Below are 13,707 nucleotides of genomic sequence, written 5' to 3'. Positions count from 1 at the left end.
ATGCGCTCTCTGAACCTGCATCTGAAAGTCCTGATCACCCTCCTGGTGGCCCTGGGCGTTCTGATTACGGCATACCAAATCTTCATTCTCGGCATTCCGGTGACCGAGGACGAGACCGACGACCTGTGGAACATCGATGCCAAGGTCGAATTCCAGGCGACGCCGCGTGAGCCGGTGAAGCTGCAGATGTTCGTGCCGCCACTGAACCAGGATTACGTAAGCCTCAACGAGAGCTTCATCTCCAACAATTACGGCGTCAGTGTCAACCGTGTCGACGGCAACCGCCGTGTCACCTGGTCGGCACGCCGTGCCAATGGCAAACAGACCCTCTACTATCGCCTGGTACTGACCAAGCGTTACAGCGGCGAGCAGGCACCTGCAAAAGGCCCGATCTTCCGTGACAGCATCCCGGTCGAAGGCCCTGAGAAGATCGCAGCTGAAGCCCTGCTGGCACCGATTCGCCAGCACTCGGCGGATGTCGAGACCTTCATCAGCGAAACCATCAAGCGCGCCAACAACGTCAACGACGACAACGTGAAGCTGCTGCTCGGTGGTGATGCCTCCACCGCCAACAAGGCCAAGGTCGTCGATCTACTGTTGTCCATTGCCCACGTGCCGATGGAGCGCGTACACACCATTCGCCTGCAGGCCGAGGTTGCTCAGTCACCGGAGTTGTGGCTGCGTAGTTTCAATGGCCAGAAATGGCTGTACTTCAACCCGGAATCCGGTGAACAAGGCCTGCCGGAAGACCGCCTGGTCTGGTGGATCGGCGATAGCGATCTGGTCAGCCTCGAAGGCGGCCGACAGGCGCAAGTCAGCTTCAGCCTGAACAACAGCGAGATGAACGCCATCCGCCTGGCCAAACTGACCGACGAGAACACCGACGCCAGCTTCCTTGAGTACTCGCTGTACGGCCTGCCGCTGCAGACCCAGCAGACGTTCATGATCATGGTGATGATCCCGATCGGCGTGCTGGTCATCCTGATCCTGCGCAACCTCGGCGGCCTGCAGACCCTGGGTACCTTTACCCCGGTGCTGATCGCCCTCGCCTTCCGCGAAACCCAACTGGGCTTCGGTATCTTCCTGTTCACCGTGATCACCGCGCTCGGGCTGTCGCTACGCTCCTATCTGGAACATCTGAAGCTGCAGATGCTGCCGCGCCTGTCGGTCGTGCTGACCTTCGTCGTGGTACTGATCGCCACCATCAGCCTGTTCAGCCACAAGTTGGGCCTGGAGCGCGGCCTGTCGGTAGCACTGTTCCCGATGGTGATTCTGACCATGACCATCGAGCGTCTGTCGATCACCTGGGAAGAGCGTGGCGGCAGTCATGCGTTCAAGGTCGCCATCGGCACCCTGTTCGCCGCCACCATCGCGCACCTGCTGATGAGTGTGCCGGAGCTGGTGTACTTCGTGTTCACCTTCCCGGCGATCCTGCTGATCCTGGTGGGTTTCATGCTGGCGATGGGTCGTTACCGCGGCTACCGCCTGACCGAACTGTTCCGTTTCAAAGCCTTCCTCAAGGACTAAGACCATGTTCGGCCTGATCAAGACGTGGAAGGCCCTTGAAGCCAAAGGCATCATGGGCATCAACCGACGCAATGCGGACTACGTGCTGAAGTACAACAAACGGCACCTGTACCCCATCGTCGACGACAAGATCATCACCAAGGAGCGGGCCATCGAGGCCGGCATCGATGTGCCCGAGATGTACGGCATCATCGAAACCGAGAAGGGAATCGACAAGCTCGACGAGATCATCGCCGGGCGCACCGATTTCGTCATCAAGCCGGCGCAGGGCGCCGGTGGCGACGGCATCCTGGTGATCGCCGACCGCTTCGAGGATCGCTTCAAGACGGTATCCGGCAAGATCGTCAGCCACGAGGAGCTGGAGCAGCAGATTTCCAGCATCCTCTCCGGCCTGTACTCGCTCGGCGGTCACCGTGACCGCGCGCTGATCGAGTACCGCGTCACCCCGGACACCATCTTCAAGAGCATCAGCTACGAAGGCGTGCCGGACATCCGCATCATCGTGCTGATGGGCTACCCGGTGATGGCCATGCTGCGCCTGCCGACGCGTCAGTCCAACGGCAAGGCCAACCTGCACCAGGGCGCCATCGGCGTGGGTGTAGACCTGGCCACCGGCGTTACCCTGCGCGGCACCTGGCTGAACAACAAGATCAGCAAGCACCCGGACACCACCAACGCGGTGGACGGCGTGCAACTGCCGAACTGGGACGGCTTCATGAAGCTCGCTGCCGGTTGCTACGAGTTGTGTGGCCTGGGTTACATCGGCGTGGACATGGTGCTGGACCAGGACAAGGGGCCGCTGATTCTCGAGCTCAATGCCCGCCCCGGCCTGAACATCCAGATTGCCAACGATTGTGGCCTGACCCACCGAGCACATGCCGTGGAAGCCCGCCTGGAAGAACTGAAAGCCAAGGGCATTCAGGAAAGCGCCGAAGAGCGTGTGCGCTTCTCCCAGGAGCTGTTTGGTCACATCGTCAGCAAGGAAGTCTGACCCGCGAACGTCGTAAGGTGCCGCGGCACCTTACGACTCGCTCAATGCAGCGTCGCCAGTTCGCCTTCCCTCCCTCACCTGCACGTCTTCTCATGCCTCGCTCAGCAGTCCCAGGCTCTTGCCTTTGAGCACTGCTTGCGTACGGCTGCGTACACCCAACCTGGAAAACAGGTTATGCAGATGCCATTTGATAGTGGCCTCGGACAAGTGCACCGCCTCGGCGATATCGCGATTCGACAGACCCGCTGCCACGAGCCGTAATATCTCCCGCTCGCGATGGCTGACTCCCTGATTTTCCTCGAGGCTTTCAGGATCGATAGCCAACCTGCGGCACTGCTCGCGAAGCATTTCGGCAACGCCCTGCCAGACAGACGCGCGCTTGGGCTCGGCGCGGCTCCAGGCATTCCAGAGCGGCAGCAGCCACAGTGCGTCATCCTGAAACAAGCGGCGATAGCCGCATTGCCAGGCCTCTTCGAGTGTCGCCTGCAAAAGCGCGAAGGCTTTCTCGCTGTTACCTTTGCTCCAGTAAGCCACCGACAGTAGCAAGCTCAGGTGCAGGCGCCGATCACGCTGGTGGTCCGCTCCCTGCTTGGTCAGGCACGTCTCCAGGCTGGCCTGGGCTCTTTCCACCCATTGCTCGCTCAGCGCCAGGCGCGCCTGGCTCAGCGCTAGCGCCGTATGTGCATCGCCATAGCGTTCGATGGGCAGTACAGCGAGATGGCGTTCCAACTGCAGATAGATACGCTGCGCCTCGTTCGGCCTGCGCAGCCACAGCAGGAACTGCACCTTGCAACCCATGGCGATGGCAAATACCCGCTCGTAGCCCGGGCCCTGCAAACCACTCAACCACTCGTCGAGCTCTTCCAGCCCCCGCTCACCGGCACCGGCAAAGAAGCGCGCACGCGCCATGACCAGCTTGCCGCGGCTGATCAACTCCACTGGCGTGGCAACATCACGCCAGGTGGTGGCCAGCGGCAGCTCGGCGAGAATCGCAGCGTGCCGATCCTGTTCGTAAAGCAGATCGGCATAGGCCAGCCCGAGCGGACCGCCAACCCGGCTGCGCCGCCCAAACACATGCTCGACCCTTGCCCGTGCGGCCTCGGCCATGGCGCGACCACGCTCCAGCTCGCCGTACTCCTTGCAGATCAGCGCCTCGATCAAGCTGGCCATCACGTGCAAGTACTCACTTTCGCACTGACGCAGGTTCTCCCGCGCCACGGTAATCGCCTTGGCCGCCTCACCGAACTCACCGAGCAAGGCGAACGCCGCTGCCTGCACGCAAGCCAGGCTGGCGCGAAATACCGGCTGATTCTTGGGCACCAGCGCCAGCCAATGACTGGCGACCTTGAGGCAGGCGTCGAGTTTGTCCTGATAAAGCAACACCAGCGCCTTGAGCACCTGAGCGGCAGCCAGCAGCTCGATCAGGCCGAAGTGGATGCCCTTGCCACGCCCTTGCGTCAGGCGTGCGCTGACCTCCTCGATCAACGCCTCGGACTCGGCAAATTTCTGTTCGAAGGCCAGCTGCCAGGCATAGAAAATCTGGAACACCGGCTGCTCGTTGATCACCAGCGGTGGAATGTCCTTGAGAATGGCGAGGATGCCGTAGACCCGGTTACCGGCGATCAGACGCGCGCCCTGGCGCTCCAACAGCTCGGCGGCGAAAGCGTAATCGCGAGCGCGCAGGGCGTATTTGATCGACTTGTCGGCCAGATCATGGTTCTCGCACCAGCGCGCAGCGGCGTGCAACAGATGAACCGGGTCGCCGCGCCTGGCCAGGCGTCCCTGAAGGAAGTCGGCAAACAGGTGGTGATAACGGAACCATTCGCCCTGCTCGTCCAGCGCGATCACGAACAATTGCTCGGCCTGCAGCCGGCGTAGCATGTCGCGACCGTCCTGGCGCCCAGTCAGCGCGTTGCACAACTCGGCGTTGAATTCGTCGAGGACCGAGGTCTGGTCGAGAAACAGCTGCACGGTTTCCGGCAGGCTGGCCACCACATCCTCGGCCAGATAATCGGCGATGTTGCGTTCGGTCCCTGACAGGCCAGCGAGAAAGGCCGCGCGATTATGCTGGCGCGGCAAGGCCAGCGCCGCCAGGTGCAACGCGGTGATCCAGCCTTCCGTGCGCGTATACAGCTGGTTGAGTTCGCTTTCCTCAAGCGCAAGACCTTTGATGGTGCGCAGATACGCAGCCGTTTCCGCGCGCGTCAGACGCAGATCCTCGGCCTTGAGCCAGAACGCCCAGGCGCCGAGCAATGGCGGCTCTTCGAGAAAACGCGGTTGATAACGCGTGCTGACCACCAGGCGCACTTGCTTGGGCATGCGTTCGATCAGATAGCGCGCGCCCTGACCAAGGGATGGATGGCGGATGCGGTGAAAGTCGTCGAGCATCAGATAGAGCGTTTCCGACAGGCCTTTCAGATCATCGAGCAGCGCATCTATCACCGCCTCCAACGGCCAACTGATCTCGCCCTGCAGCAGCGCCGCAGCGTTACCGCCGAAACCGGGACAGACTGCGGCAACCGCCGCAACCAGGTACTGCAGAAACCTCGCCGGTTCGCTGTCGCTTTCATCGCACGACAGCCAGGCGACCCGCGTCCCCTGCCCCTGCAAACGACTGCGCAGCTGGCTGAGGACGGTGCTCTTGCCGAAGCCGGCGGGTGCGCTGAGGACGATCAGGCGCTGCTCGCTGGCGTCCAGCAAACGCTCGAGCAAGGCCACCCGCTCCAGCTGCGGCGCGCCCTCGGCATGGGCGGGATACAGCTTGGTAAGCAGCAGCGGCGCAGCGGCTTGGCAGGACAAGTTCTGGCTGTTCATGATTCGAGCAGGCTCAGTTCGCGGGCACGGCGGATGGCTTGAGTACGATTACGCACCTTGAGCTTTTCGTAGATGTTGTGCAGGTGCCATTTGACGGTACCCAGGGCCAGCGCCAACTGCTGGCCGATTTCATCATTGGACATGCCCTTGGCGGCCAGACAGACCACCTCGCGCTCGCGCTCGGTCAGCCCCTCCTCCAGAACAACCATGGTGTGAGGCGACTCCTGACCGGGCCAGGCGCTCAACAGACTACGGATGAAAGCCTGCAGCGCCGGCTGGCGTTCGACGGACTCCAACTGCTGCAGCAACTGGCGTATGGCCTCACCTTCCTCGATGAACAGGCTGCGCGCCTCTTCTCGCTCGGCGCTGATCAGGCACTGCACCAGCAGACTCTGCGCGCGCTCCCGATAGCCCAGGCGCTGGTAGCTCAGCGCAGCGAGCAGATCCAGACGCAGCTGATGCAGCCCATGCCGGCCATCCTGCAACTGGCCGCGCAACTGGGTGATCTCATGCAGCGCTTCGCTGAAATAGCCACGCGCCTGCTGCAGACGAACACGGGTCAGGCCGAGCACCCACGGCACCGGATTGAAACTGCACTGCGTGTAGTACCCAGCCAGCTTGCTCCAATCCACCGATTTAAGACGCTGTTCTGCGCGCTTGCTACGGTCGGCCACCGGCTCCTGCAGAATCAGCGCAATCTCCTCGCCCACGGCCTGCACATAGAAGCGCCAGGAACGGTTGCGCGCCGCCAGGTTCTGCATCAGCACCAGGGTCGCGATCGCTTCTTTAGGCGCGTCCTGCTGACGCTGAACCCGCGCCAGGCAAAGCATGGCCTGGGCATACAGGTCGATCGGGTTGATCACATCGACCGTGGCCAAGGCCCAGCGCAGTCGATCCTGCAGACCGTCCAGACGGCCCTGGTGATAGGCGATCAGTGACTCACTGATGGTTGGTAGAACCAGGGCCCGGGACTTCTCACCGAACCAGGGCATCATTCGCGCACGCAACTGCTCGAACAGCAACTGCGCCTGCTTTACCCGCCCCTGCTCCAGACACAGGAGAACGTCCACATTGGCCAACTGCATGTCCAGATAACGGCCTTCGAGGAAATGGTTGCGCTGCTGCGCCAGCGCCAGCAACTTGCGCGCATGCTCGGCCTTGCCAAGCATGACGCTGGCCAAGGCGCCAACGGTGAGGATCGCCACTTCGAGAAACGCAGTGTGCTGTCCCAGCTGCGCCTCGATGCGTTGCGCCAGATCGACGCAGGTAGCCAGGTCATCCTTCTGCAAGGCGATCACCGCCTTGATCGCCAGAGTTGCCAGCACCTTGTCACTCAACGGCCCGCTCGTGCGCGACTCGGACCAGCGCTCCAGTAGCTCATCGAGCATGCCATTGGCCTCGTTCAGGCCCAGCTCGGCCGCGCGGGTCCAGACATCGGCAAGCACTAACACCGGAAAGCGCGCGGCAATTTCGTCCGGCACATGCTGTCGCCATTTGTAGATCAGGTTGAGCTGTCCGCGATTGATCAGCTCCAGACCGCAGCCGTCGAGCAGCGCGGCCAGCATCTCGGCGTCCTCGGCAAGGCAGGCGTGCTCGATGGCCAGGTTCTGCATGTGGTGGGTGGTGAACCACAGGCTGGCATTGAAATGCAGCTGCTTGAAACGCTCTGGGTCGCGGTCCTTGAGACGGCTACGGAGAAACTCGGCGAACAGATTATGGAAGCGATACCACTGGCGCTCGCGATCCATGGGCAGGAGAAACAGTTGCATGGCCTCCAGCTCTTCCAGCAATTGCTGGCCATCCTGGCGCGCGGTCAAAGCATTGACCAGCTCGCCACTGAGCTGCTGCGCCACCCCCAGCGCCAACAGCTGTTCCTGGCGCTCGCCAGGCAACTGCTCGAACACCGAGCGCAGCAAGTAATCGCCTACCACATTCTTGTCTGCGCCCAACTCGGCCAGGTGCTCAGCTGGTTGCGGGTGGTTGCGCAGCCACAGGCTGGCCAGATGCACCCCAACCACCCAGCCCTCGGTATGACGGTAAAGCGCGCCGAACGTCTCTGGATCGAGCCGCAGGCCGCTGCGCTCCAGATAACCGCGCGTCTCTTCAGGATTGAGTCTGAGCTCATCACTGCCCAGTTCCAGCAACAATCCCTTTGCCCGTAACGTGGCAAGACTCAGGGCGGGCTGCGAACGGCTGCCGATGGCCAGGGTGAAACTCGGTGGCGCCATCTTGACCAGGCGATTGAGTGCGGCGAGCAATTCGCCATCCTGAATCAGATGCAGGTCGTCGAGCACCAGCAGCAGCGGTTCCGAGCGCTGCGACAGATCCACCAGCAGGCTTTCCATCACGGCCTCGACTGGTACGCGCATGGTATTGCGCAGGTAGCCCAGGGCGTAATCACCCAGGCCGGGCAGTGCGCGACCCGATGCTTCGATCAGTTGCTGGAAGAAACGGACCGGCTCATCATCAGCAGAGCCCAACGATAGCCATGCAACGGCGCTGCCGGCCTGACGACGCTGTTCGACCAGCCTCGCCAACGCGGTGGTCTTGCCAAAGCCAGCAGGAGCACAAAACAGCACGAGGCGGGCATGTGGGTGGGCCGAAAGCGCGGCTTCCACCTGGGGTCTTGCCAGATAGTCCGCAGATGCCTGGGGCGGCGACAGCTTTGAACGCAACAGGCTTCCAGCGGCAGGGCCGATCACTACATCCATGGCCTGGATTCCTTCATTCATTATTGTTTTGGTACGGCAGTTCAACATCCTGGCACGACTCCATACTAATCAGCCGAGCGTACCGGAGCAAACCTGGCCGAAGCTCTAGGATGAATATCAGCGGCGGACTACAATCGCTCCTTCACCCCATTCGACTGCCACGCATGCCCAGCTGCTCTCTGCACCCTCTTCCCTACCGCACCGACCCCAGCGACTACTTCCAGCGCATTCGCCAGGCCCCCGGTGCCGTACTGCTGGATGCTGGACGACCGAGTGCCAAGCGTGGACGCTATGATCTTATGAGCGCCTGGCCATTGGCAGAACTGGCGCCCATGCCCGACGAATCGGCCAACGACTTTCTGCAACGCCTGCGAGGTGCATTACAGAGCCTTGGGCCCGCCGAGGCACCAGCGCAGCAGGAGCTGCCATTCGTCGGTGGTTTGATCGGCTACCTGTCTTATGACTTCGGCCGCCGCCTGGAAGTGCTGCCCGAGCAGAGCGTCGATGATCTCGATCTCGAGGATGCCCGTTTCGGTCTCTACGCCTGGGCGCTGATCAGCGATCACCAACTCGGTACCAGCGGCCTGCTGTTTCACCCGGCGCTGCCGGAGGCAGAGCGTCAGCGCCTGCAGACGCTGTTCGAAGCACCGCATAGCGAGGAACTCACGCCCTTCCGACTGACCCAGCCGTTCCAGGCCGCTATCGATCAGCACCGCTATCGCCAGGCGATCGAGCGCATCCAGGGCTACATCCTCGCTGGCGATTGCTATCAGGTGAACTTCGCCCAGCGCTTTCAGGCGCCCTGCGCGGGCGATCCCTGGGCCGCCTACCTGGCACTGCGCCAGGCCTGCCCCACACCTTTCTCAGGATTCCAGAGCCTGGGCGATGGCGACGCCATTCTCAGCCTGTCGCCCGAGCGCTTTCTCAAGGTCAGCAACGGTCAGGTGGAAACTCGTCCGATCAAGGGCACTCGGCGCCGCGGCCATGACGCCGATGACGACCAGCTACAGGCGCAGGAGCTGTTGGCGAGCCGCAAGGATCGCGCCGAGAACCTGATGATCGTCGACCTGCTGCGCAACGATCTTGGCCGCAGCTGCCGCATCGGTTCAGTGAAAGTACCGGAGTTGTTCGCCCTGGAGAGCTATCCCAACGTGCATCATCTGGTCAGTTGCGTCACCGCCGAGCTGGCGCCCGGCAAGGATGCACTGGACCTGATCGCCTGCAGTTTCCCTGGTGGCTCCATCACCGGCGCACCGAAGATCCGCGCCATGCAGATCATCGATGAGCTGGAGCCGACACGGCGCGGGCTCTATTGCGGCTCCTTGCTGTATCTCGATGTACGCGGCGAAATGGACAGTTCCATCGCCATTCGCAGCCTGCTGGTCAAGGACGGCAAGGTCAGTTGCTGGGGTGGCGGCGGTATAGTCGCCGACTCCAACTGGCAAGCCGAGTATCAGGAGTCCATCACCAAGGTGAAGGTGCTGCTGGAAACGCTGGAGCGCCTGCCAGCCAGGGCAGAATAAGCACCGCAAACGAAAAACGCCGCGAAATCGCGGCGTTTTTCATGCATCGGTGTTACAGACTCAGCTTGCGATTCGACGCCTTGAGGAACTCTTGCTTGAGGGCTTCGAAGGTGTGCACGGCCGGGAATTGCGGAAACTCGCGAATCACGTTTTCCGGCGCATGGAACAGGATGCCGGCATGGGCCTCGCTGAGCATGGTGGTGTCGTTGTACGAGTCGCCAGCGGCGATAACGCGGTAGTACAGGCTCTTGAAGGCGATGACCGACTGACGCTTGGGATCTTTCTGACGCAGTTGGTAGCTGACCACGCGACCGTTCTCGTCAGTGATCAGGCGGTGGCATAGCAAAGTCGGGAAACCGAGCTGACGCATCAGCGGCTGGGAGAACTCGTAGAAGGTGTCGGAGAGAATCACCACCTGGAAACGTTCACGCAGCCAGTCAACGAACTCCACGGCGCCATCGAGCGGCTTCAGGGTAGCGATCACGTCCTGGATGTCCTTCAGCTTGAGGCCGTGCTCATCGAGAATGCGCAGGCGTTGCTGCATCAGCACGTCGTAATCAGGGATGTCGCGGGTGGTCGCCTTGAGCGACTCGATGCCGGTTTTTTCCGCAAAGGCGATCCAGATTTCCGGAACCAGAACACCTTCCAGGTCGAGACACGCGATTTCCACAGGCCACTCCTCGGTTGAGCCAAAAAGGAGCCGGCACTCTAGCCGCTGGGCCTGAGCTGCGCAATGCGCCCTTCTTATAACCATAAGAAAGGGTAATAACAGTCTTAGTTATTTAGCCGCATAACCAGCCTTTGCTACCATCGCGCCTTCACGCACATGACCTGGAGTCCTCAGCATGGAACTCGACCTGGACGCGCTCAACGCCGAATTCGGCAACCAGCCTGAAAAACTGGTGCAGTGGGCCATCGGACTGGGCAAACCCGCCATCTGCACCACCAACTTCCGCCCGTTCGAAGCGGTGATCCTGCACATGGTCAGCCAGGTCAAACCGGATATCCCGGTGGTCTGGATGGACAGCGGCTACAACACCGAAGCCACCTATCGCTTCGCCGATGAAGTGGCGCGCAAGCTCAATCTCAACCTGATCACCTACCTGCCCAAGCGCTCGCGCGCGCACCGCGAGGCCATCGACGGCCCGGTTCCAGGCCTGGATGATCCGCGCCACGCCGCGTTCACCGAGGAAGTGAAGCTCGAGCCCTTCGCCCGTGCCCTGCGCGAGACCGCTCCGAGCGTCTGGTTCACTGCCCTGCGTGCCACCGACACCGCCGTGCGCGCGCAAATGGACCCGATCAGCATCAACCCGGACGGCCTGATCAAGGTCGCCCCGCTGCTGCACTGGTCCTCGAAGGACCTGTATCAGTACCTGGTCGCCCACGACCTGCCGAACGAGTTTGATTACTTCGACCCGACCAAGGGTGAAGACAATCGCGAGTGCGGCCTGCACCTGAGCCACTGATCGCTCCCGTGCAGAAACGAAAATGGCGCCCCTTGGGCGCCATTTTTCGTTCCAGTTTTGCTTCAGTGCATCGGTAACTCGACGCCCGCGAACAGCTCTTCGAGTTCGGATTTGTTGTGGCACTGCACCGCCTTGGCGAGCATCTCGCGGGTCAGGTGAGGGGCGAAACGCTCGATGAAATCGCACATGAAGCCACGCAGGAAGGTGCCACGACGAAAACCGATCTTGGTCACGCTGGGCTCGAACAGGTCATCGGCGTCGAGCACCACCAGATCCGGATCGAGCTTGGCGTCGACCGCCATCTTGGCCACGATGCCGACACCCAGGTTCAGGCGCACGTAGGTCTTGATCACGTCGGCGTCGGCGGCGGTGAACACCACCTTGGGCGTCAGACCGCGATGACTGAAGGCTTCGTCCAGTTTCGAACGCCCGGTGAAACCGAATACGTAAGTGACGATGGGATGCTCGGCCAGGGCTTCGAGGGTCAGCTTCGGCAGCTTGGTCAAGGGATGCCCTTGCGGCACCACCACGCAGCGATTCCAGCGGTAGCAGGGCATCATGATCAGGTCGTTGAACAGCTCAAGACCTTCGGTGGCGATGGCGAAGTCGACACTGCCATCGGCAGCCATCTCGGCGATCTGCGTCGGCGTGCCCTGGTGCATGTGCAAGGCGACATCCGGGTACTGCTTGATGAAGGCGCTGATCACCGGCGGCAGAGCGTATCGAGCCTGAGTGTGGGTGGTGGCGATGGACAGCGTGCCCTTCTTCTCGTTGGAAAACTCCTGGGCAATCTGCTTGATGCTTTCGACCTTGCGCAGAATTTCGCCGGCCGTGGTGATGATGCGCTCCCCCGCTGGGGTCACGCGGGTCAGGTGCTTGCCGCTGCGGGCGAAGACTTCCACGCCCAGCTCATCCTCGAGCAAGCGAATCTGCTTGCTGATCCCTGGCTGCGAGGTATACAGGCTCTGAGCGGTAGCCGATACGTTGAGGTCGTGGTGCGCAACTTCCCAGATGTAGCGCAATTGCTGAAGCTTCATAAATTTCCCTCAGAGCAGTAAGGCAGGCCAACAACTGCCAATGCCGTATATAACCATATTATTGGTTTAATCGAACATCCTAGAACGTTTTATTAGCCCTCTTTACAGATCCCCGTGTCCACGGTGTTGCAGCATGGGCACCAGATACACCGGCACCTCCGACAACTGCACGATGCGTGCTGCAGTGCGTCCAAGCGGCACGGCCAATTCCGCGCCGTGGCTATGACTGCCTACGACCAACAGATCCACCCCAAGTTTCTGCGCTTCCTCAAGAATCACCGCAGGCGGATCCCCCTGAAGCACACGCACCGCACGAATCAACTGGAGATCCTGCTGACCATCACCCAGCTCGTCGCGAAACCCTTCCAGCACGCGCTGCTCGATACTGGCCATGACGGTATTGAGTCCATTACGACGCAGCTCCCCAAGGGTGTCCTCGTCCAGGTAGGTCTGCAGCACGGATTCAGCGAACAACCCCATGGGTTCTACCGCGTGCACCACATACAAATCGGCCTTGAAACTGCGACTCATGGCGAGAGCGTGCTGCAGCACGTAGGAGGCATAAAGCCCCAGATCGGTGGCATAGAGTATCGAGCGGATCACGCGGCCTCCTCGACTGCTGGCGCAGGCCCTTGATTGAGCTTAGCAGCGCATCAGACAAAGCAAGATCGGAAGCGTTATTTAGGACGAATGGCTATATGCAGACGTTTGGACGCCTGCACAGGCTCAGGCTCAGGGCAGCAACTCGTTGCTGACGCCATGGGGCACGTGACCGGTCGCCACCACCTGACGGGCTTTTTCGCAGTGCCCGGTCTGGTCATCGAAGAACACATCGGCAGCGAAGGCTTCGAGCACCGCCGACTTGTCCAGCCCGCCGAGGAAGAAGGATTCATCCAGGCGGATATTCCATTCGCGCAGGGTACGAATCACACGCTCATGCGCTGGCGCCGAACGTGCAGTGACCAACGCAGTACGGATCGGGCAGTCTGCTTCGGGGAACTCCTGCTGCAGGCTATGCAATGCGGCCAGAAAAGGCTTGAAAGGCCCGCCAGGCAAGGCTTGCCGAGCAGCTTCGCGCTCATGATCCTGGAAAGCATTGAGGCCGCCACTTTGGTAGACGCGCTCGGAATCGTCGGAGAACAGTACGGCATCACCATCGAAGGCGATACGTAGTTCGTTGCTGTTCGCTCGCCGCGCGCCACCGGAAAGCAGCGTGGCTGCACCAAAACCGGCCTTCAGTGCGTTGCGCACATCGTCGGCGTGAGTAGACAGAAACAGATGACAGCCAAAGGCCGCCAGATAAGGGTCGGGACTACGACCGCCGACGAAGGCAGCGCGGGATATGCCGAGCCCGTAGTGCTGGATCGAGTTGAACGCGCGCAGCCCGGTATCGGCGCTGTTGCGCGACACCAGGATGACTTCCACGCGTTGCTCGCTGAGCCGCGTGTTCAGTCCAAGCAACTTCTCTACCAGCGGAAAGGCATCGCCCGGCATCAGCACTTCATCTTCATGCTCGATCTGATAGCGGCGATAGGCTTCCACCCCTTCGCTTTCATAGATCTGGTGGCTTTCGCTCAGATCGAACAGCGCTCGCGAAGAGATCGCCAGCACAAGTTTGTCACCTAGCCCCTTACCCAT

The 13,707-nt window shown here is 61.3% G+C and carries 10 protein-coding genes; 4 read left to right on the top strand and 6 right to left on the bottom strand.

All coding sequences use genetic code 11. From position 1 onward, the window contains the following. Both GV002_RS09025 and GV002_RS09020 read left to right on the top strand, forming a co-directional pair. Positions 1 to 1,527: an inactive transglutaminase family protein gene (locus GV002_RS09025; RefSeq protein ID WP_160017981.1), complete on the top strand. Its 1,527-nt coding sequence runs from the start codon at positions 1 to 3 to the stop codon at positions 1,525 to 1,527. A gap of 4 nt (positions 1,528 to 1,531) precedes the next feature. After that, positions 1,532 to 2,518, top strand: a complete 987-nt coding sequence (locus GV002_RS09020; protein WP_160017980.1) for an alpha-L-glutamate ligase-like protein — start codon at positions 1,532 to 1,534, stop codon at positions 2,516 to 2,518. Between the two features lie 90 nt (positions 2,519 to 2,608). Here GV002_RS09020 and GV002_RS09015 read toward each other — a convergent pair whose 3' ends face one another. Then, a complete protein-coding gene (locus tag GV002_RS09015) occupies positions 2,609 to 5,332 on the bottom strand; it encodes a helix-turn-helix transcriptional regulator (protein ID WP_160017979.1) in 2,724 nt (907 codons plus the stop codon). Further along, positions 5,329 to 8,043 carry a LuxR C-terminal-related transcriptional regulator gene (locus tag GV002_RS09010; protein WP_256667052.1) on the bottom strand — a complete coding sequence of 905 codons (2,715 nt, stop codon included), beginning with the start codon at positions 8,041 to 8,043 and terminating at the stop codon, positions 5,329 to 5,331. Before GV002_RS09010 ends, GV002_RS09015 begins: the two co-directional genes overlap by 4 nt. A gap of 164 nt (positions 8,044 to 8,207) precedes the next feature. On the opposite strand from GV002_RS09010, the gene pabB reads away from it, so the two are divergent. After that, positions 8,208 to 9,566 carry an aminodeoxychorismate synthase component I gene (gene pabB / locus GV002_RS09005; protein ID WP_160017978.1) on the top strand — a complete coding sequence of 453 codons (1,359 nt, stop codon included), beginning with the start codon at positions 8,208 to 8,210 and terminating at the stop codon, positions 9,564 to 9,566. 52 nt (positions 9,567 to 9,618) lie between these two features. Here pabB and thrH read toward each other — a convergent pair whose 3' ends face one another. Further along, the gene (gene thrH / locus GV002_RS09000; RefSeq protein ID WP_160017977.1) at positions 9,619 to 10,236 is read right to left on the bottom strand and encodes a bifunctional phosphoserine phosphatase/homoserine phosphotransferase ThrH; all 618 of its coding nucleotides are present in this window, start codon (positions 10,234 to 10,236) and stop codon (positions 9,619 to 9,621) included. A 175-nt stretch (positions 10,237 to 10,411) separates the two neighbouring features. On the opposite strand from thrH, the gene GV002_RS08995 reads away from it, so the two are divergent. Next, the gene (locus GV002_RS08995; protein ID WP_160017976.1) at positions 10,412 to 11,032 is read left to right on the top strand and encodes a phosphoadenosine phosphosulfate reductase family protein; all 621 of its coding nucleotides are present in this window, start codon (positions 10,412 to 10,414) and stop codon (positions 11,030 to 11,032) included. 62 nt (positions 11,033 to 11,094) lie between these two features. Here the strand turns inward: GV002_RS08995 and cysB are convergent, their stop codons facing one another. From cysB to GV002_RS08980, 3 genes are all read right to left on the bottom strand, one after another. After that, the gene (gene cysB, locus GV002_RS08990) at positions 11,095 to 12,069 is read right to left on the bottom strand and encodes an HTH-type transcriptional regulator CysB (RefSeq protein WP_017676798.1); all 975 of its coding nucleotides are present in this window, start codon (positions 12,067 to 12,069) and stop codon (positions 11,095 to 11,097) included. Between the two features lie 102 nt (positions 12,070 to 12,171). Next, the gene (locus GV002_RS08985) at positions 12,172 to 12,672 is read right to left on the bottom strand and encodes a universal stress protein (RefSeq protein WP_160017975.1); all 501 of its coding nucleotides are present in this window, start codon (positions 12,670 to 12,672) and stop codon (positions 12,172 to 12,174) included. Between the two features lie 129 nt (positions 12,673 to 12,801). Further along, the gene (locus GV002_RS08980) at positions 12,802 to 13,707 is read right to left on the bottom strand and encodes a 5'-nucleotidase (RefSeq protein WP_099524315.1); all 906 of its coding nucleotides are present in this window, start codon (positions 13,705 to 13,707) and stop codon (positions 12,802 to 12,804) included.

Source organism: Pseudomonas sp. 8O (assembly GCF_902506495.1).
Taxonomy (GTDB): domain Bacteria; phylum Pseudomonadota; class Gammaproteobacteria; order Pseudomonadales; family Pseudomonadaceae; genus Aquipseudomonas; species Aquipseudomonas chaetocerotis.
Note: the sequence above shows the minus strand (reverse complement) of the source record. Positions and strands in the feature narration are given on the sequence as shown.

Coding starts and splice junctions, on each gene's coding strand:
- GV002_RS08995 (WP_160017976.1), top strand. CDS start 10,412: ATGGAACTCGACCTGGACGCGCTCAACGCCGAATTCGGCAACCAGCCT.
- GV002_RS09025 (WP_160017981.1), top strand. CDS start 1: ATGCGCTCTCTGAACCTGCATCTGAAAGTCCTGATCACCCTCCTGGTG.
- GV002_RS09015 (WP_160017979.1), bottom strand. CDS start 5,332: ATGAACAGCCAGAACTTGTCCTGCCAAGCCGCTGCGCCGCTGCTGCTT.
- GV002_RS09010 (WP_256667052.1), bottom strand. CDS start 8,043: ATGGATGTAGTGATCGGCCCTGCCGCTGGAAGCCTGTTGCGTTCAAAG.
- pabB (WP_160017978.1), top strand. CDS start 8,208: ATGCCCAGCTGCTCTCTGCACCCTCTTCCCTACCGCACCGACCCCAGC.
- GV002_RS08980 (WP_099524315.1), bottom strand. CDS start 13,707: ATGGGTAAGGGGCTAGGTGACAAACTTGTGCTGGCGATCTCTTCGCGA.
- cysB (WP_017676798.1), bottom strand. CDS start 12,069: ATGAAGCTTCAGCAATTGCGCTACATCTGGGAAGTTGCGCACCACGAC.
- GV002_RS09020 (WP_160017980.1), top strand. CDS start 1,532: ATGTTCGGCCTGATCAAGACGTGGAAGGCCCTTGAAGCCAAAGGCATC.